At 41.9% G+C, this 18,481-nt stretch carries 17 protein-coding genes; 6 read left to right on the top strand and 11 right to left on the bottom strand.

Going from position 1 to position 18,481, the window contains the following annotated elements; genetic code table 11:
- Positions 1-207: 207 nt before the first annotated feature.
- Positions 208-360 (bottom strand): hypothetical protein, encoded by a 153-nt coding sequence (locus FD724_RS23005; RefSeq protein WP_167755993.1) that lies wholly within the window; start codon positions 358-360, stop codon positions 208-210.
- 690 nt (positions 361-1,050) lie between these two features.
- Here FD724_RS23005 and FD724_RS42115 point away from each other — a divergent pair.
- Complete coding sequence (locus FD724_RS42115; RefSeq protein ID WP_372726528.1) at positions 1,051-1,689, top strand: L,D-transpeptidase; 639 nt, start codon at positions 1,051-1,053, stop codon at positions 1,687-1,689.
- A 65-nt stretch (positions 1,690-1,754) separates the two neighbouring features.
- Here FD724_RS42115 and FD724_RS23015 read toward each other — a convergent pair whose 3' ends face one another.
- The 6 genes from FD724_RS23015 to FD724_RS23040 form a co-directional block, all read right to left on the bottom strand.
- Positions 1,755-2,294, bottom strand: a complete 540-nt coding sequence (locus FD724_RS23015; protein ID WP_041565537.1) for a late competence development ComFB family protein — start codon at positions 2,292-2,294, stop codon at positions 1,755-1,757.
- A gap of 121 nt (positions 2,295-2,415) precedes the next feature.
- A complete protein-coding gene (locus FD724_RS23020) occupies positions 2,416-3,351 on the bottom strand; it encodes a M23 family metallopeptidase (protein WP_179074219.1) in 936 nt (311 codons plus the stop codon).
- Positions 3,352-4,057: 706 nt separating this feature from the next.
- Positions 4,058-4,756: a DevA family ABC transporter ATP-binding protein gene (locus FD724_RS23025; protein WP_179074220.1), complete on the bottom strand. Its 699-nt coding sequence runs from the start codon at positions 4,754-4,756 to the stop codon at positions 4,058-4,060.
- A 40-nt stretch (positions 4,757-4,796) separates the two neighbouring features.
- Positions 4,797-5,969 carry an ABC transporter permease DevC gene (gene devC, locus FD724_RS23030; RefSeq protein WP_179074221.1) on the bottom strand — a complete coding sequence of 391 codons (1,173 nt, stop codon included), beginning with the start codon at positions 5,967-5,969 and terminating at the stop codon, positions 4,797-4,799.
- A gap of 118 nt (positions 5,970-6,087) precedes the next feature.
- A complete protein-coding gene (locus tag FD724_RS23035; protein ID WP_179074222.1) occupies positions 6,088-7,287 on the bottom strand; it encodes an ABC exporter membrane fusion protein in 1,200 nt (399 codons plus the stop codon).
- A 659-nt stretch (positions 7,288-7,946) separates the two neighbouring features.
- Entirely contained in the window at positions 7,947-8,621 is a 675-nt protein-coding gene (locus FD724_RS23040) for a HupE/UreJ family protein (RefSeq protein ID WP_179074223.1), read from the bottom strand.
- 389 nt (positions 8,622-9,010) lie between these two features.
- On the opposite strand from FD724_RS23040, the gene FD724_RS23045 reads away from it, so the two are divergent.
- Positions 9,011-10,822, top strand: a complete 1,812-nt coding sequence (locus tag FD724_RS23045) for an endonuclease (RefSeq protein WP_179074224.1) — start codon at positions 9,011-9,013, stop codon at positions 10,820-10,822.
- A gap of 62 nt (positions 10,823-10,884) precedes the next feature.
- Here FD724_RS23045 and FD724_RS23050 read toward each other — a convergent pair whose 3' ends face one another.
- Together FD724_RS23050 and FD724_RS23055 are read right to left on the bottom strand one after the other, a co-directional pair.
- On the bottom strand, positions 10,885-12,636 hold the full coding sequence (locus FD724_RS23050; RefSeq protein ID WP_179074225.1) for an ABC transporter ATP-binding protein: 1,752 nt from the start codon (positions 12,634-12,636) through the stop codon (positions 10,885-10,887).
- Between the two features lie 188 nt (positions 12,637-12,824).
- On the bottom strand, positions 12,825-13,478 hold the full coding sequence (locus tag FD724_RS23055; protein WP_114082975.1) for a hypothetical protein: 654 nt from the start codon (positions 13,476-13,478) through the stop codon (positions 12,825-12,827).
- Positions 13,479-13,858: 380 nt separating this feature from the next.
- On the opposite strand from FD724_RS23055, the gene galE reads away from it, so the two are divergent.
- Entirely contained in the window at positions 13,859-14,857 is a 999-nt protein-coding gene (galE, locus tag FD724_RS23060; protein ID WP_179074226.1) for a UDP-glucose 4-epimerase GalE, read from the top strand.
- A 204-nt stretch (positions 14,858-15,061) separates the two neighbouring features.
- On the opposite strand, the gene FD724_RS23065 is transcribed toward galE, so the two are convergent.
- Positions 15,062-15,763 (bottom strand): hypothetical protein, encoded by a 702-nt coding sequence (locus FD724_RS23065; protein WP_179074227.1) that lies wholly within the window; start codon positions 15,761-15,763, stop codon positions 15,062-15,064.
- Positions 15,738-16,985 (bottom strand): sulfite exporter TauE/SafE family protein, encoded by a 1,248-nt coding sequence (locus FD724_RS23070; protein ID WP_179074228.1) that lies wholly within the window; start codon positions 16,983-16,985, stop codon positions 15,738-15,740. Before FD724_RS23070 ends, FD724_RS23065 begins: the two co-directional genes overlap by 26 nt.
- Positions 16,986-17,434: 449 nt before the next feature.
- On the opposite strand from FD724_RS23070, the gene FD724_RS23075 reads away from it, so the two are divergent.
- The 3 genes from FD724_RS23075 (at position 17,435) to FD724_RS23085 (ending at position 18,458) form a co-directional block, all read left to right on the top strand.
- A complete protein-coding gene (locus FD724_RS23075) occupies positions 17,435-17,650 on the top strand; it encodes an AbrB/MazE/SpoVT family DNA-binding domain-containing protein (RefSeq protein WP_179074229.1) in 216 nt (71 codons plus the stop codon).
- Positions 17,647-18,045, top strand: a complete 399-nt coding sequence (locus FD724_RS23080) for a type II toxin-antitoxin system death-on-curing family toxin (protein ID WP_179074230.1) — start codon at positions 17,647-17,649, stop codon at positions 18,043-18,045. Before FD724_RS23075 ends, FD724_RS23080 begins: the two co-directional genes overlap by 4 nt.
- A 134-nt stretch (positions 18,046-18,179) precedes the next feature.
- Positions 18,180-18,458, top strand: coding sequence for a hypothetical protein (locus tag FD724_RS23085; protein ID WP_306297075.1), 279 nt, complete (start codon positions 18,180-18,182; stop codon positions 18,456-18,458).
- The last annotated feature ends 23 nt before the right edge of the window (positions 18,459-18,481 follow it).

Raw genomic sequence — 18,481 nt, forward strand, 5'->3', positions numbered from 1 at the left:
TTGCCCTTAAAACCATCAACTCAAAAAAGCGCAGCAATATGCACATTTTAGTACTTTTAGCAACTGGGTATATACGCTTGATAAAAATAATTAAATCTGGTTATTAAGGATGAAGAGAAAAATTTTGTAATTCTACCTTCTTGATACCTTTAAAATTCAGGTAATAATTTCTGGGAGTTGGGTTGCTCTGGTTACTATAATGGTGATTTATTTTTTTGATTTTGTTACCAGAATAGTTGCTGATTGTTCTAGTTGTGATCCGTAGATAGCACCAGAGTTATGTTGCTCTGGTACGCGAATTTGAAAAAATAAATTGAGGGAAAATGTAATTGTGACTGCTAGCAATAGTTTTTCAAACATGGTTTTTCTCCCACCGACACCACTAATCATTGATTGCTACATTGCAAAAGTTCCGCCAGAAAGTCTAAGTATTGGCTTACAACCCCCAGAATTTTGGAGGAATGAGGTTGGTCACTTGAAGTTTTTCTGCTGGGACAATTTGCATAGTCTTAGTTTGCCCAGAGGTGTTGGCAGATTTATAACGGAAATGATAAGTATTGATAAATTTTTGATAATCGGATGATGAACACATCCAATTTCTCGGCTGGATATGTCAGGGATAAACAATAGGCGATGGCAATGGTAAGAAACGAATCTGTAGGGCGGATGGTAATGTTGCTCTGTTTTGGCACAGCATTTTTATCTTTAGCTGTCCATTGGCGTATTACTACGGCACAACGGCAGTCTGGTAAGTCTGCATCTACTGCGATGCGGCGAGATTCTACCCTAACCAATCCCAAGGGAAGCCGCTCAGAGGGAGTCTACAAGAATCTGTCACAAGTGAGTTTAGGGGAAATTGCGCTGGGTGCATCTGTGCTACCTGCTGAAGTTGCCCAAGGCTCAAGTGTTCAGAGGGCGGTTACACCAAAGTCCTCTGCTATTAAGCCTCGAACTAAGTCGAAAACAATTAAGAAGAATGTAGCTAAAGCAACGACTCGCAAGGCTTCTACACTCAAATATTCTGCGATTAAGTCTGAAATTAAGTCGAAAATAATTAAGAAGAATGTAGCTAAAGCAACGACTCGCAAGGCTTCTACACCAAAATCTTCTATTATTAAGCCTCAAACTCAGCCGAAAACAATTAGAAATAATGTAGCTCAAGCAACTGAACTACCAATTAAGATGCAGCTGATGGCGCAAGCCGAAAGAGAAAATCCAGTTGCGGATAGTTGGCCAAAAGGTTTATGGTCTAAGGCTTCAGCCCAACAAGCACCATCTGCATCTGATAGGCTGGCAGATGGCAAGACGCAAGTGGTGGTTGATTTAAGCGATCGCCGCACTTACGTATATGCAGGAGATGAAGTAATAGCTAGTTACCCAATCGCTGTAGGTAAGAAAGGTTGGGAAACGCCCACAGGTTCTTTCCAGGTGATCCACATGCGACACTATCCAATCTGGCGGCACCCAATTACAGGCAAAGTATTTCAGGCTGGTACGGATAGTCCCTTGGGAGACAGATGGATTGGTTTTTGGTCAGATGGACGCAATGAAATTGGCTTTCATGGTACGCCTGACATTGACCTTGTAGGAACGGCTGTATCCCACGGTTGTTTAAGAATGCGTAATTCTGATGTCAGAATGCTTTATGAGCAAGTGAGTATAGGGACAACAGTACTAGTACGTAATTAGTTAATAGTCATTAGTCCTTTGTCCTTTGTCTAAAACAAATGACAAATGACCAATGACTATTGAAATTATAATTTTTGCTCAAAATTAGGTGCGTATGTCTGAAGTAAGGCACTAACTTGGCGTACAACCTCATTACCAGTATTTTTGCCCAAGGCTTGCCGTTCTGGGAAGAAATTGGGTCGATCTAGGTAACGATTAATCGCTTCACTGACTTGCTGAGAAATTAATTCTTGCAGTTCTGCCTGAGCCGTTTGACGCTGGAAGCTAGCACCCTCTTCTGTAGTAGCATACAAAGGTGGTAGTCGATTGAGAGCGTAAGCCGCAATATCTCCGACATCTAGAGAACTTTCGCTGGTGGCTTCAATTTCTGCGACTCTGGCGATCGCTTCTGTCAGTACCAATTCTTCCATGACGTTAATGAATTGTTTGCGAGGTACCGCCACTACCTCACCAGTTAATAGCGCTCCCATGAGCCGATCCAGGGCCATGTACTCTTCAATTGAGAGTTCCGAGGCGTTATCACAGATTCTACCGACTTCTGCTTCCATTGCTGGTGTCAAATAACCATCCTGGAGAGCTTGTTCTACAATTTTTTCGATACTCATAACACTTATCATCATTTATGTTAGCCAAGCAAGGTAGGGACGGTATCAATCCAATTGATTTTGCCTAATCTTCAGCAAAAAAAACACAAATTATGCACAGACGCAATTAATTCCGCCTCTACTAATTAACGACCTTAGTTCGCCAAGGTGTTGGATCAACAGATTGTCCGTTGACATACAGACCCCAGTGCAAATGTGGCCCCGTGGCAGCACCTGTTGAACCAACTGCGCCAATTACTTGACCAGCTTTTACAAGATCACCTTCTTTAACGTTAATACGACTCAGGTGCATGAAAATACTGGTGACTCCTTGACCGTGGTCAATGCCAACTACGTTACCGTGTATCCGAAACCCTTGGGATACCCTACCTACCAAAGCAACTCGTCCAGGGGCTGGGGCAATTACCGGAGATCCGGCAGCACCAGCGTAGTCAAGACCACGATGATAGTAGTCCTTTGCAAATGTACCATTATAGTAGCGACGTACACCATAGTTTGTACTCATACGCCCTGCATTTGGCTTCAAAAATACCCCATTCCAATACTTTTCTGGTGTTTGTAGTGCCTTGAAAGCCGCTACACGCTTAAGTTCATATTCTGTGGCATCCACTCCGGCTTTGCCAGGTGGCAAAGTAATACGTTGTACGGGGAATTTGCGATTAAGCACATTCACAGCTAAGTTTTGTACTTGACCATCCCCTGCAACTTTAAGTGTTCTAGTTCCAGGTTTTTCTAGGGGAGTTGTGGGAACGAAAGCCCGATACTGATTGGGGGCAATTTGAAAGGCTGGGTATGTATTATTACCAGTCGCTACTGTTGGATTTGTACCATTCTCAGGATTATTTAGATTAATCTCTACCGAGAGTGTATCCCCTAATTTAGGACTAGTTGGAGTCACCTTTACTTGTAAAGCATCTACAGGCAATGCCAAGGTGATAGGGAGAACAGCAAATATTCCCTTCAACACATTTATTGCAAGGCGATTGGCTGTCAAACTTTTGACATCAAAACCGAGCAACTTCTTGTTTGAACTACTAGCACTATTCTCAATAATCATAGAGCTACAAAAATTCCTTGCTTGTGTTGGAAAATAGACTAGCTTATTTTTACTCGTGTTTCCTCTTTGACGTAGATGTTTTTGAAACCCTCCAGAGACTTATAGACATCAGAGTTACATCAGGTAGGAGATAAGAGAGAATGATTTGTAACTGTAATTTAGTTACTTGGTATTAACTTTATGTATTACATTGACATTGGTAATGATCTTAAAATTTAACTAGATTGAAGGCAAAGACTCTATAGTTGTTTGCCAAGGTATCATTTATTAGGCAACAAAAGAAACCCCTTGTGATTATACCCATTACATAATAATACTTGAAGAAAATCTTGGAATCAACTGGACACTTGTTCAACTGGACACTCGTACTAGATTGCTAAGTTAAAATTGGTGTAAGTAAATGGCGCAAGCCAGGTAAACCAAGGGCAAAGTATTATAAATAACCCTATTAAGCTTAGGCAAAGTTCGATTTATTAAGTTATTGAGCATTTAATTTGCAAAATTAGGGTAGGCAAGATGCCTACCCTAATTTTTAGTAAAATATAGTGTGAAATTATATTATTTTTAATTTATCTAATTCTTAATCACCGTTTATACACTAATAACACATATTATTATTGTTAATATAAGGTATAAAACAACAGTGATTTTACTTAAATTGTTTTGGTTTCGATTTCTGAGCTTGAGGAATGAAAGCTGATTAACTTCAGATTGAGAGCGTTAATTCTGACTTGAGCTTACCATCTTCCATATCAACGATGCGATCGGCAATGTCAAGGATGCGGTTGTCATGAGTAACCATCAAGATGGTACAGCTTTGTTCTTTTGCCAATTTTTGCATAAGATTGACTACATCCCGACCTGATTGACTGTCAAGGGCGGCGGTGGGTTCATCCGCTAGGATTATTTGAGGATGACTGACTAAGGCGCGAGCGATCGCTACTCGTTGCTTTTGTCCTCCAGATAGTTTTTCAGGATAGTAATGTAAATGATTTCCTAATCCTACCTGCTCTAACATCTGGGCTGACCTAGCTAGCATATTTTTTAACCCAAGATATTTGTGCAATTCCAAAGCCATTTTGACGTTTTGGAGTGCCGTTAAACTCCCATGTAAGTTATGTGCTTGGAAAATATAACCGTTATGCCGTCGTGCTTGTACTAATTGTTCAGCACTAGCACCACAAAGTTCTCGCCCCAACACCTGCAAACTACCAGATTGGGCAGAACGCAATCCACCAACTAAGGTTAGCAAGGTAGTCTTTCCAGAACCAGAGGGCCCGGTCATAATAATAATTTCACCGGGGTTAATCTCTAAGTTGATGTTAGATAAAACTTGCTTGCGGAGGGAACTGTTACCAAAGTGGTGGTCGAGATTTTTAATAGAGATCACAGGTTGACTAGTCATAAATGGCTCGATTACTGGTAACAAATGACAAATGACAAATTTAGAACATATCAGCAGGATCGGTGGCTTGAAGTTTGCGGGTGGCGATCGCACCGGAAATTGTACACATAATGATAGTTAGCACTAATACCTGCAATGCCCGAATCGCAGTCATATACATGGGTAAATTTGTGGCGCTGCGAGTCAGTTGGTAAAGTGCTAAAGACACTCCCAATCCGGGGAAGAAGCCCAGTGCTGCCAATATCAACGATTCTTCAAGCACCACACCCAGCAGGTAGTAATTGCGATATCCCATTGCTTTAAAGGTGGCGTATTCTCGAACATGGGCATTTACATCGGTGGAAAGGACTTGATAAACAATAATCACGCCCACCACAAACCCCATTGATACACCCAGGCTGAAAATAAACCCAATTGGGGAATTTGTCCTCCAAAAGTTGTTCTCAAATTCAATAAATTCGGCGTGGGTTAAGACTTTGACATCATCTCTCAGGTAGGCTTTCAAGCTTGCTGCTACTTTTTTCGGGTCATAGCCTGGTTTTACCTTAATCAAACCTAGACTGATGCTACTTGACTGTCGCCCAGAAAATAGCCGCAAAAAGTTTTGATCGCTAGTAATCAGATTGCCATCAGAACCAAAGGAAGCCCCGACTTGAAATAAGCCACTAATGGTAATTGTGCGCCGTTCTATTTCGGTGGTTAGGGTTTTACCTTGGTCAATTTGAGCGATCGCTTTTTGATAATCTCCTCTTGCACCACGATCAAACAAAACGGTATCTGGTAACTTAATTGCCTGCAATTGCTGGTTAACATCTGGTAAGTCAAAGGCTGGCTTATCTGGATTAAACCCGATAACTAACACCCCTGTCTCACGATGTGTTTGAGGATTTTTCCAGATTGTATTATTGAAATACATTGGTTCTGCCGACTTCACCCCTGGTATATCCATTGCTTGGTAAAGTCGCCGACGAGAAAATGTAGACAAGCTTGGCAGGTTACGGGCTTGAGGACTGGTTAAAACAATGTCTGCTTGCAAACTGCGATGTAGTCTGGTGTTACTGTCATACAGCGCAGTCTGAAAGCCCAGCTGCATGAACATGAGAAGATCCGCAAAGGCAATACCTGACAAAGCCACCAAGAGGCGGCTTTTTTCATGGTTCAGTTGCAGCCATCCTAGAGGGGTTCGCCGTCGCAGTTGTTTGATCAATCCCATAAGAGGCAGGGGGCAGGGGGAGCAGGGGGAGCAGGGGAGGCAGGGGAGACAAGGGGACAAGGGGACAAGGGGACAAGGGGACAAGGAAAATACCCATTCCCAATTCCCAATGCCCAATTCATAATTCAATTACTGCCTTAACTTGCATATTGGTTAAGCTGGCAGCTTTTCGACTGGAAACTTCATCTAGTCGGATATAAACTTCTACTACTCGGTTGTCGATATTGCTGACGGGATCTGTGTTAATGACATTTTGCCGTCGCACTTGCAAACCTTTGCGATCTACTATTCCCTGCAATTCAAGGGGGAGGTAATCGCCAAATATTTGTACTTGTTGCCCTGAATGAACTTTGCCGATATCACTTTCATAGACTTCGGCTATGACATACATTTGGCTAGTTTGTCCAATGTCAGCAATGCCATCATTTGATACTAATTCGCCAGGATGGGTGTGTATCTCGAATACTTGTCCAGTTTGCGGCGATCGCACTTCAGCCTGTTTTAGATTAACTTTTGCCAGATTCATGGCTGCTACAGCTCGATTGATTTCTGCTTGGGCCGCTTCTACATCTACTCCTCGTACCTCAGCAATTTCCTCAAGAGTCGCTGTGGCCTGTATTACCTGTTGCTGGCTAGCTGATTGGGTGCGATTTAACTGTGCTTGTGCTTCTTGCAGGCTTTTTTGGGCGGTTTCTAGGTTTAAACGCTTACTATCTCGTTGAGAAGCAGAAATTGCACCTTGTTGATATAGTTGCTGATAACGTTCGTCTTCCGCTTGGGCATTTTGCACTTCGGCTTGGAATCGCTCAATTGTCGCTGCTTGAGTATTAATATCACCTTGGCGTTCTGCTTCTAAGCGAGCGATCGCGGCTTTTTGGGCGGCAATTTCACCACGTTTAGCACCTGCTTGGGTGCGGTTTAGGTTTGCCTGTGCTACTTTTACTTGTTCCTGCGCCTCTTTTAATTCTGCCTGCAAGCGATCGCGGCTATTCAAAATTGCAATCAATTGTCCCGCTTTTACCCAATCCCCCTCTTTTACTAACAACTTTTCTACCCGACTTCCTTCAGCAGATACCGCAGCAGAGAGTTTTATTACCTTTCCCTGTGGTTCAATTCGTCCTAAAGCTGTTACAGTTTTTAACTGTGGTAATTGTGTTGCTGGCACTTGTGTTTCTGGATTTGCATAATTTTGCCAGCGTTTTACTATATAAAAACTTATTCCGCCAACCAATAAAGATGCAATTATACCTATAGCAACAGATGGACGCAGAATAGACTTAGGGAACGTTCTGTACCCTAGCTTTGAGTTTCGCACCATAGATTACCTCTTAACTAGTGGCGCAGAAAAAACTAAATAGATTAAGTTTTTATCCTTACTTCTGTTAGTTGTTGTTAATTTATCGATTCAAAGTTCATAAAAAATGAAAATTGCTGACAATTTATCAATCTGCTGCGATTTTCTGTATACGATAATAAATCACTCTCCAGTATTAATACCATTTCACTTTAAGGTTGATACAAATAGCCATCAGGAGAGCAAGATGACAGAATTAGAGAAAAATCATTTGTATCAGTCATTTTGTGAAATGGTATAAGAGCCTTATGTTAATGATGAGCTAGTTTTCTTTTTGGAAAGTACTTAGGTATAGTAAACGGTTTCCCAATTACGGGTTGTAACAGTGCCAACAATCAGAGGCAGATTAAGCCAAAAATAAATGTTTTTTGTCATGATAAATTAATAATCTTTAATTCCTAAAAAATCTCTTTAGATTTGATATTTTTATGATTTTTTGTGATATATTTTCACTGTCAAAAGTTATTTTTATAAATTAATTCTGTTAGCGTATCCGCAATTTATTCAGGTGCCATAAGCTTTTATTTAGATATAGCTTCTAAATATCTATCCACGTAATAAGGGCGCACAGCTAAGTGTACGCCCCATAAATAAATGTATTCCACTGAATTGAAATATGTGATTTAGCTGATCGAATTACTCAAAAACACGATGCCGATCGCACACAAAGCGAAGCCAGCAATGCTAATTTTCCAGGGTAGAGTTCGGTTTATTTCTCCCATACCCATTGCACCACCAATTTCTCTGGCACTCATGGCAACCACAAACAGAGTCAATGTCATACCTACTATATAGGCAATTAGTGGGAGCATTTCTGCGCCAATAATAGAATCAGCAACAGTGTAACCCTGAAATAAACCAGCGCTGATGGCCATCAGAGCAAGTACCACAAAGTTTGGTTGATTTGGCATCATCAGCATAGTACTAAAAACGATGGTAGAAATAGCAATCGCTATTTCTATGCCTGGGAAATTTAGCTGGAATAGATGAATTACAATGCCCAAGATTGCTGCTAAAGCAAAACATCCAGCGATCGCAGCGCCACGAACAAACATAGATGACAGTAAGCCAATAGCAACAATCCCCACTAAAGAATCTAAGGCAATTACTGGATCTGCCAATCCCCAGAGAAAGCCTTCCCACCAGGTAGTGATGGTATGACTATCTGGCGTTCCACTCAATGAACTCAGTAAGCTAATTAAAATTAAAGCTGCGATCGCTCCAATATGGCGATCCATGAACTTTGAGGTGTAAAATTCCTGTGAAGCACGGAATTCTGATAATTTCCTTTTGAACATCACTATATACCAAATTAGTTTTTTCGGTAATTTATACTACCCACCTATCCCAAAAAACTAACGTGGTAATTACACTACCTTGTACTAGCTTCATGAAGTTATCCAAAGCCACGGTGATTGAAAAGTATAATGGTCTACGTAGGCGCTGCTATAGCCTCTTGTAGAGAACCCGTCACAGCCATCGCTACCAATAATTAATTATCAATATTTGATATTAAACACGGTATCTAATAGACTGCAAATATAGTGGAAAAATAGAGCAAAATTTCCTTGTGTCTTGGTATTTTCTCTCAGATAGAATGCTCATCTTTACTCAATTTAAAACTTCTCTTAATTGAACTCTATTCAAAAGAAGATTAATCTAGAAAATATCTTCATTGGAAGAGAGAATGAAACTCATCAAATTGTTGTTACTATTTAGTACTGTTCTCATCTTCTCTGTATGGATTAGTCCACTGCACGCTAGTCCAATAGCACAATTGCCAACTCCTTTACTTCCAGTTACCCAACGGGAAACAACATCTCTAAAAAATTCCCAGGATGTATTGACTGTTGCAACTTTTAACGTCGAGAATTTAGACCCAAAAGATCGACGCTTTGATGATATTTCCAAAATTATCCAAAAGAATTTGAACGCCCCAGATATCATCAGTTTGGTTGAAGTTCAGGATAACAACGGGCCAACCAATGACGATGTTGTGAATGCAAACGAGACTTACCAGAAACTAATTGCTGCGCTCGAAAATATCGGTAGTCCGGCATACGATTTTGTGGATATCGCACCCAGTGACGATCGAGATGGTGGAGAACCTGGAGGTAATATCCGTATCGGTTTATTATTTCGGCCCAGTCGGGTAACTCTAGCAAAACTGCCCAAAAAAGGCGGTTCGTTAGATGCTGTGGCTATTACTCAAGGTGCAAATGGTCTTGACCTCTCACTCAACCCAGGTCGAATTGATCCTACCAATAGTGCTTTCGAGGAAAGCCGTAAGCCACTTGTAGCAGAATTTATATTTAACGACCAAAAGCTGTTTATCATTGCTAATCACTTTGTTTCTAAGCTGGGAGGTTCTCCTAGCGATGTACAACGAGTCAAGCAAGCCGAAATCGTTAATGAATTTGTAGGGCAAATATTAGAAGTTGACCCGCAAGCCAAAGTAATTGTACTGGGTGACTTAAACGATTTACCTGATTCCTTACCTCTGAAAACTTTAAAGGGTAACATTCTTGAGAATCTGACGGATCGTTTACCTGCTAGCGATCGCTTTACTTTCAAATTCCGGGGAAAACCTCAACTTATTGATCATTTGTTGGTCAGTGAAAACCTTTCCGGTTTTGCTCAACCAAAAATTGACATTGTGCATGTCAATGTCGGCTTTAGTCAGCCTGTCAGCGACCACGATCCTGTGATTGCAGCGTTTACATTACCTACTAGCAAGTCCACCTCTGACACTATTCCTCCTGTTGTTCAACCTACTCCCACTCCCGTAAATGATTCGGCAATTATATTGCCTCAATTATCCAAAGTCGCTCTAGTTGAAGAACTTGCTAAGAAGTATACGCCTAGCAAAACTTTGAACTACGATCGCGCCAGAGACGAAATGTTTGGCATTATTGACAACCAAGCGGGTATTGTGACAGATATCTATGCCAGTTACCAAATTCGTCTAAATGGTAATGGCGATCCTAGTCAGGAAGCTGACAAATTAGGGCTGAATACTGAACACGTTTGGCCACAAAGTAAAGGGGCTGACAACGGTAATGCTCGAAGTGACCTTCACCATTTATTTCCTGCACGAGAAAATATTAATAGTGAGCGAGGAAATAAACCCTTCGACGATATAGCCGACACCAGTACTAAAAAATGGTATCGAAATGATACTGTTCAATCTACAATTCCTAGTAGAGCAATTGACGAGTTTAGCGAATCATCATCTGCTAAATTTGAGCCTAGAGAAAAAGTAAAAGGGGATATAGCTAGGGCAATTTTCTACTTTTACACTATCTATCGGAATCAGGCTGAGAAGGTAGACCGAAATTACTTTCAGAATCAGCGTCAGACTCTGTGTAAATGGAATCAGCAAGACGTACCGGATATTACTGAAATAGAACGCAGTCACGCGATCGCCAATTTTCAAGGTAATGACAATCCATTCGTGCTAGATGTCACATTAGCTGAACGGGCATACTGTAATCCCTAAAGATTTGGGTAGCACAGTTGTGCTACCCAACAAACAATAAAATATACTTTTCGATCAAAACTTTAATGCAGTAATTCCTCAACTTGATGCTGGCTCCACAAAGTTCTGTATAAACCCTGTTGTTGCAATAGTTCTAAGTGATTGCCTATTTGAACAATTTTTCCCTTTTCCATCACAAAAATTCTGTCAGCCGCCGCCGCCGCAGATAATTGATGTGTAATGAAAATTACTGTTTTGCGTTCAGTACCACTGGAGAGATTTTTGAGGATTTGCGTGGCTGTTTGATTATCCACACTAGAGAGAGCATCATCTAAAATTAACACTGGCGCATTGACCAGCATAGCTCTAGCTAAGGCAGTACGTTGTCGTTGACCACCAGAAAGAGTGATACCGCGTTCACCAACAAGAGTTTCATATTGCTGAGGAAAACTGTTAATTTCTGATTCAATTTTGGCAAGTTTAGCAACAGATTCTATCTGCTCTTGTTCGCTAATTGGATCGCCATAGCGGATATTATTTTTGATTGTAGTGCTAAATAGAAAACTATCTTGAGGAACGTAAGCGATCGCACCTCGTAAATCTGCCAAAGCTATTTTAGTAATATCCAGCCCATCTAAAAACAATTGTCCTGATTCAATATCCAACAAGCGCGGTAAAGCATTCGCCAAAGTGGATTTTCCCGAACCAATTGCCCCAACAATGGCCACGGTTTCTCCAGGAGCAATAGTAAAATTAACGTTTTCTAAAGCTGGAGTAGTCGAACCAGGGTAACTGTAAGTGAGATTTTTCGCTGTCACTTCCCCTTTAAGTTCAGCTGCTTGTAGGTGTATGACATCGGCTGCATCTTGAATTTTCGGTGTGACAGAGAGAATAGATTCCAGGCGATCTATACTAACTTCACCCCGTTGATAGGCAGTAATTGTGAATCCTAAAAGGGCTGTGGGGAAAACTAGACGCTCTACATAAATTAACAAGGCTAAAAAGTCGCCAACCTGAAGTGCCCCAGAAGACATCCGCGCTGCCCCTAGCCAGATAATTACCAGCGAACTGACATTAGCTAGCCCACCAATTAGCGGAAACAGGGTATTTCGGAGTTTTGCTAGTTCCAGGTTAGCACTCAATAGCTGCTGATTTTTCTTGGAGAAGGCTCGACGCTCATTTGCTTCTTGGGCATAGATTTTAATTAAGGCAATGCCACTAATATCCTCCTGGATGAGTTCGCTGATTTCAGAGAGTTGCTCTTGGACTGCTGCTTGCTGTTTGCGTAAGCGATCGCTAAACAGACTCACCAACAAGAGCATAAAAGGGTAAACTGCCAGAGACGCTAGCGTCAGATCCACACTAATCGCTAGCATTACTGGCAGTGTCAGGGCGTAGGCAAACACCGTATTTGCCAAACTCAAAACGGCAAAACCCAATAACCGTTTGATATTGTCCACATCACTAGTAGCCCGATTAATCAAATCGCCAGCAGTATTACTGGCAAAATAAGCCGGCTCCAGCTTGAGTAAGTGTTCAAAAATCCGTTGTTTCAGGTCAAATTCCACCTGACGACCCACCCCAAATAGCCAAATGCGTGATGCCATCCGCATTAGCCACATCGCCGAACTGAGCAAGACAATTATTACTACATAATGTAGTATTTCGTTCCAGTTGAAAGTTGTTGAGAGTTTATCAACACCAGCACGAATCAACCAAGGGATATAAACGCCCAGTGCATTGACAGACAACAAAGCGAGAATGCCTAATGACGCTTCCCGCCAATGGGGTCGTAAGTAAGCACTGAGTTTAGCGATTCGTCGAGATTTTGCCATTAAAGCAATTTTGCAACTTTATCATCCTAGATTAACTGCTAGCCCAAGCAGGCAGCTATGTACAGGGAATGGGGAATGGGGAATGGGGAAGGGAAAAACCTATTTGGGGACAGTGGCTAACTAATTCAACCCTTTGCCCTTTGCCCTTTGCCCTTTACCCTTTACCCTTTACCCCTTTTTTTACTTTATTACCGTTGAACACGCAAGAACCTGTAAATTTCAACGAGATAACTTTCCCAAGTTCTTGTTGTCAATTGCAACGTTTCCGAATTTGGTACAAAGTCTTCAAGTCGTAAACCGCGTGTGCGAATATCTTGAGGATTTCCTTGTAATAAATAGGGAGGCACTCTCAGATTATAAGAAATAATGCTATCTCCCTTTACATCTGAGATGTTTGCTGTGGTGTTTGGTTGCCCTAATGCCACCAGTATCCCAGATGTTGGTGCAGCAGATGCTACAGATGTGTCACCTGTCATTGCTAGAGGTGCGCGATAGAGGAAATAGGCGACTGCTGGTGTACTTGCCAACAGCAAAATCGTCAGTGCCCAACCTATCAAGTATCCTCCTGGTTTTTCGATTCCACCTCCTTTAATTTTTTGAGCAGCCAAAATCATCAGTAAAACAGAGGCCCCCAGAGGCTTGAGTGGAAAAGATAGCATTCTCCACAAAGATGCCACAGCTGGTTCACTGGGGTTAAGAAATGAAAGGGCTACGATTACCAAGATAACGACTAAGATTAATCGCCCTACAAAAGTTCCAGAGGGATAAAATCGCTGGAACAAAGAATATACGATAGTGCCAATCAGCAGCCACAGCAGTACCCGGCTTAGCAATAGAAACATAGATTAACTCTCAAATTTTCTGGTGCGGTGAGCCAGTGTGGTGGTAAGACAGTCCACTTGACTAGAGGTTTTTATGCCCCAGGAGGAACTGTCCTGCATGGTTTCCCTGTATAAAACAACTAGTGACTTCTTAGCCGCGACGTTATAAGCGTCACCCATAAGGGTCAACCTAGAGGTTTCGGGAAATGGATTTATTTTATTGTCAAATTGTAATCGTACTGTTTGACTTAAAATACTTCAAACCTCACACCCAAAGACTACCGTCGTAGTGATTTTAGTTCAAATTTTTAACACTGCGTCTATTATTTATAATTTTCCAGAAGAGTAATGTGGCACCGGTAAACTAAATTAATTGAGTAATCCACTTAAAAGGAAAAACTATGTCGTCTGGAAAACCTACCATTTTGGTAACAGGGGGAGCTGGATACATTGGTTCTCATACGGTGCTAGCTTTGAAGCAAGCGGGTTATAACGTTGTCATCCTTGATAATCTGGTCTATGGGCATCGTGACCTGGTAGAAAAGATTTTACAGGTAGAACTGGTAGTAGGGGATACAGGCGATCGCGCCTTGCTAGATCACCTATTTAAAACCCGCGATATTGCTGCTGTGATGCACTTTTCGGCCTACGCCTACGTAGGAGAATCAGTAACTGACCCAGCTAAATACTACCGCAATAACGTTGTTGGTACTTTGACCCTGTTAGAGGCGATGCTGACAGCATCTGTAAAGAAATTTGTCTTTTCTTCTACCTGTGCTACCTACGGCGTGCCAGAATTTGTACCGATTCCAGAAAACCATCCTCAAAATCCGATTAATCCTTATGGCACTACAAAGCTAATGGTAGAGCGGATTCTTTCTGATTTTGATATTGCTTACGGTTTTCAATCAGTGCGTTTCCGCTATTTTAATGCTGCTGGTGCTAATCCCAATGGCTTACTCGGCGAGGATCACAACCCAGAAACCCATTTGATTCCCTTGGTGCTGATGACAGCTTTAGGTAAACGAGAGTCTATCTCAATTTTCGGCACCGATTACCCCACACCAGATGGTACTTGTATTCGTGATTATATTCATGTTAATGACTTAGCAGATGCCCATATTTTGGGATTGGAATATTTATTAAAAGGTGGCGATAGCGAAGTTTTCAATTTGGGCAATGGTAGCGGCTTCTCTGTCAGAGAAGTAATTGCAGCCGCCGAACAAGTGACAGGAACTTCGATACCAGTAGAAGAGCGCGATCGCCGTCCCGGAGATCCCCCAATTCTCATTGGCACCAGCGAGAAAGCCAGAACAATCTTAGGCTGGCAACCTCAGTATCCATCCATCGAAGATATTGTCGCTCATGCGTGGCAGTGGCATCAAAAGCGACATAAATAACGGCATTGGGCATTGGGCATTGGGCATGGGGCATTGGGCATTAGCCTAGATTGATTTCTCACAAGTGAGAAATCCAAGGGGTGTGGGAGGATGGGGAAGTGTGGGAGGATGGGGAAGAAGTCTTACCCCCCACACTCCCCACACTCCCCACACTCCCCACACTCCCCACACTCCCTCTGCTCCCCCTGCCCCTCTGCTTCTTCTCTACTCCCCACTCCCTCCTCTCATGTTTCGCAGTACTACAACTAAGATGCCGATAAATCCGAAGATTGGCAGTGCGATCGCCCAAATTGGTAATTTCTGAGATTCACCCTCTACTAAATCACCATTGACATCTCGCTGAATTTGTGTGTTTTGTGTAGAACCGCCTGCGACAGTAACTTCAAATTTGAACTTAAAAGGTTTGAATCTTGCCCCAGAGACTGGTTTACCATTTAGTTGCAACTCATAAATACCTGGTTTAGGAAAGGTAATTTCTGTACCTGGAATACCTTGATAACGTTCGGCTGCTACAGCTTCTAACCGTGGTTCCAGCAGTGCAGGCTCTCCGGTTGCATAAGGTTCAGCATAAACAGCCAACCGACAATTACACTGTGACAGGGGAATAACCCTTCCGCCTCTGCGGGTAAGCGCAAACCAGACTTGGGAGGGTTCTCCAGCCCGAGGATTATCATTTGGCTCAATGTGGAGTGTGCCACCAACATCTCCAGCAACTTCCACCTTATGAGCAGATGCAGGGTAAGGATTAGTGACTGATATAACTAAGAAACTCAGGAATAATAAATACTTTATTGTTCCTTGACTCTTCCAAAAAATGCCTTTGAGTAGGTGATGCCTCTGTTTTTGACTCGTTGGGATTGAGCCAGAGAACAAGGATAATTTACCGCGATTTTGTTGGGGGGACATAAAACTTTTCTACGGCTAACTTTGACCAAAAAAAACGCGAACGCACTAGTAAGACACTGAGGGTAATAATTCCCATCAGTACTGCCGCTAAGTTATTTCCCCAAGTTGATTGCAAGGAACCCAGATAATGGGAACCAATCAACACAGCATGAATAGCACTCAAGAGCAAGGCTGGCACACCCAATAGATGAATCTGTCGCCAACGCTTGCCCAAAGATTTCTGCAACGATTCCCAACTCGTTAAAGCGGCGGGGGACATTAATACTAATGCTACAGCACCCGCAGCCATACCCCACTGAAATTCTGGCGGCATAAAAGAAAAGGCGGCAAAATTCCATTGCAATGAGTGTTCTATCATGTGGAAGGTGTGAACCACAGAAAGCACAAAAGATCCCACCCCCAAGGCGCGGCGATAACGCAATGGTGAAGGCCACAACCCACTAATAGGACGCGCAATTAACGCCAATATTAAGCAGAATAAAGCGGCGTGCCCGGTGTAATCTACCATTGTGTCACCAGTCCGTAGCAGGGTAATGATGCCAATGGTGAGTGTCACCCAACCGCCTAATCGAAATAACTGACTGCGCTTGTCTTTACTTACCAACGACGTGGAGATGCCTACACCTAGCATCGTGGGCAGGGTTCCCAATCCAAAAGCCAGCATAGTTGCTCCACCCATCCATAAATTGCCAGTTTCAACGGCTTTGATTTGGGCAGCATACAGGAAACCACAGGGCATTAAACCCCAAGTCATCCCCAAAAGTATTGGTGTCCACCATTTGGTTTTAAAAGAAAGCTTAACCATTCCTGTGCTGAGGCGATCGTGTAACTTCCCTTGTAATAGGGGATGTAGCACGGGAATGCGCGGCAGCAAATCGGGTTTTACTTGTCCTAAGCCAAACCAAATCAGCATCACACCAGTCAAAATTGCCATCCAGTGCCGAAAGTCACTGCCAATACCCGCTAGCTGTCCACTTTGCAGCAATACCGAACCTAACGCCCCAATGCCAGCACCGACTAGAGCATAGCTCAACATTCGCCCTAGGTTTAGCAAAAGATGAAATTTTAATTGTTGTCGCCAAGTGTCTGGTTTTTCTAAGGGTGATGTCCCTTTCGGCTGATGAGACAGGGAAAATGCCACTGTTAAAGGGCCACACATCCCAAAACAGTGCCCAAAACTCCCCAGGAACCCCAGGATTGAGATCAGCAACAAATCTACCATAAAAAAAGCCCTGAGTTCTGAGTCATGAGTTCTGAGTGTCAGAATAAAGATTTTGAAGAAGTAATAAGAAATTCTTTTCTTCTTTACTTAGTACTCAGCACTCCTCTAGTGCGGCACTTTACGTAAAGTTGCGATCGCTGTCAAAAGACAAGTTGTCAAACTTGATATTTACTTTAGGAAAGAAAAAGTAAGAAAACCTAGATGTAAACACTCGTATAATTTACTATACGAGCGTAAATTTTAAACTAGCATAAAGTTAAGTGCCACATATACCAGGACGGCTGCATCATGTCAGTAATAGGAGTTTATTTGCAATAAAGTTAAAAATAATCTCATTAATCCTTGCTTATTGCTTAAGCAATTTAACTAAAGTGACCTTACCTAATTAGATAAGGTATATTGAGCTTAGGACAAATAGATTAAAGCCATAATCACTAGCTTTGTTTATCATGGAAACCTTGAGACTTCGTAAAATCAAAAACAAATTGATACCATCTTTTCAAAGTCTAAAATTTAGACATAATAAGAATGGGGTACTTTTAGTTGTAAAACATTCTATTAATGCTCAAACTAGACCTGAAAAATTTGAATTTGAAAAGGCTATGGAAGCTTATCAAAAAGTAAGTAGTAAATATAGGAATGCACTTCGTGAGCTAGCTGAGTGAATGATATTTTTTGGTTGAGTGAGGCTGTCATTAAAGCTATGCACGAAGAACAACTAGCAGAACACGGCGGACTTCCAGGTATAAGAGATAGAAATCTGCTTTTAGCTAGTTTAGATAGACCTAAAAATTTATTTGCTTATGGTGAACCGACACCAACTGTTTTTGAGTTGGCCGCTGCTTATGCTTTTGGATTTGTAAAAAATCATGCATTTATAGATGGTAATAAAAGGGTAGCTTTTGTTTCGATGGCTACCTTTCTGATATTGAACGGGTATTCTTTAGAAGTGCCAGAAGAAGAAGTTGTATTAATGATAAAAAGACTTTCAATTGATCAAGAGACTCAAGAATCGATAGCAAATTGGATAAAAGAAAATTGTATTAAAATAGACAATTAAGCTGATTGCAAAGTTACTTTGCAGGTTTATCTAAGAATTTAGGAAACCAAAATATTAAACCCTTCCTAGCAATCGTGGAAAGTTATACCTGGGGATTTGCGCTACCCTAAGTCTGGAAGCCAAGGATAAATCACATGAAAAAATGGATTTGGCTGATGCTATTGGTGCTGATGGCAGTTGCTGTGGTAAGTAGTAGGGGTAGTACGTTTTTTGAACAGCGTCCCTCACCAGAAATTGTTGAGAGCATTCCAGTGGAAACACCCCAACCACACCCAGAGTTAAAGGAAGTTGACAGTGCGCCGCAAGTGTCTGCTGACAGACATATCCAAAAGTTGAATTTTCAGCGCTACACAACACAAGAGCGATCGCACACTCGCAGTTATATCACAACTGAACTCACAAAATTATGCTGAAACCTATGTGGTTAATTATTTAT

It is taken from the genome of Nostoc sp. C057, assembly GCF_013393925.1.
Taxonomy (GTDB): Bacteria; Cyanobacteriota; Cyanobacteriia; order Cyanobacteriales; family Nostocaceae; genus Nostoc; species Nostoc muscorum_A.

Excerpts from the sequence above, each read along its gene's own strand:
- FD724_RS23005 (WP_167755993.1), bottom strand. The coding sequence starts at position 360 with ATGTTTGAAAAACTATTGCTAGCAGTCACAATTACATTTTCCCTCAAT.
- FD724_RS23015 (WP_041565537.1), bottom strand. The coding sequence starts at position 2,294 with ATGAGTATCGAAAAAATTGTAGAACAAGCTCTCCAGGATGGTTATTTG.
- FD724_RS23020 (WP_179074219.1), bottom strand. The coding sequence starts at position 3,351 with ATGATTATTGAGAATAGTGCTAGTAGTTCAAACAAGAAGTTGCTCGGT.
- FD724_RS23025 (WP_179074220.1), bottom strand. The coding sequence starts at position 4,756 with ATGACTAGTCAACCTGTGATCTCTATTAAAAATCTCGACCACCACTTT.
- devC (WP_179074221.1), bottom strand. The coding sequence starts at position 5,969 with ATGGGATTGATCAAACAACTGCGACGGCGAACCCCTCTAGGATGGCTG.
- FD724_RS23035 (WP_179074222.1), bottom strand. The coding sequence starts at position 7,287 with ATGGTGCGAAACTCAAAGCTAGGGTACAGAACGTTCCCTAAGTCTATT.
- FD724_RS23040 (WP_179074223.1), bottom strand. The coding sequence starts at position 8,621 with ATGTTCAAAAGGAAATTATCAGAATTCCGTGCTTCACAGGAATTTTAC.
- FD724_RS23045 (WP_179074224.1), top strand. The coding sequence starts at position 9,011 with ATGAAACTCATCAAATTGTTGTTACTATTTAGTACTGTTCTCATCTTC.
- FD724_RS23050 (WP_179074225.1), bottom strand. The coding sequence starts at position 12,636 with ATGGCAAAATCTCGACGAATCGCTAAACTCAGTGCTTACTTACGACCC.
- FD724_RS23055 (WP_114082975.1), bottom strand. The coding sequence starts at position 13,478 with ATGTTTCTATTGCTAAGCCGGGTACTGCTGTGGCTGCTGATTGGCACT.
- galE (WP_179074226.1), top strand. The coding sequence starts at position 13,859 with ATGTCGTCTGGAAAACCTACCATTTTGGTAACAGGGGGAGCTGGATAC.
- FD724_RS23065 (WP_179074227.1), bottom strand. The coding sequence starts at position 15,763 with ATGTCCCCCCAACAAAATCGCGGTAAATTATCCTTGTTCTCTGGCTCA.
- FD724_RS23070 (WP_179074228.1), bottom strand. The coding sequence starts at position 16,985 with ATGGTAGATTTGTTGCTGATCTCAATCCTGGGGTTCCTGGGGAGTTTT.
- FD724_RS23075 (WP_179074229.1), top strand. The coding sequence starts at position 17,435 with ATGGAAACCTTGAGACTTCGTAAAATCAAAAACAAATTGATACCATCT.
- FD724_RS23085 (WP_306297075.1), top strand. The coding sequence starts at position 18,180 with ATGAAAAAATGGATTTGGCTGATGCTATTGGTGCTGATGGCAGTTGCT.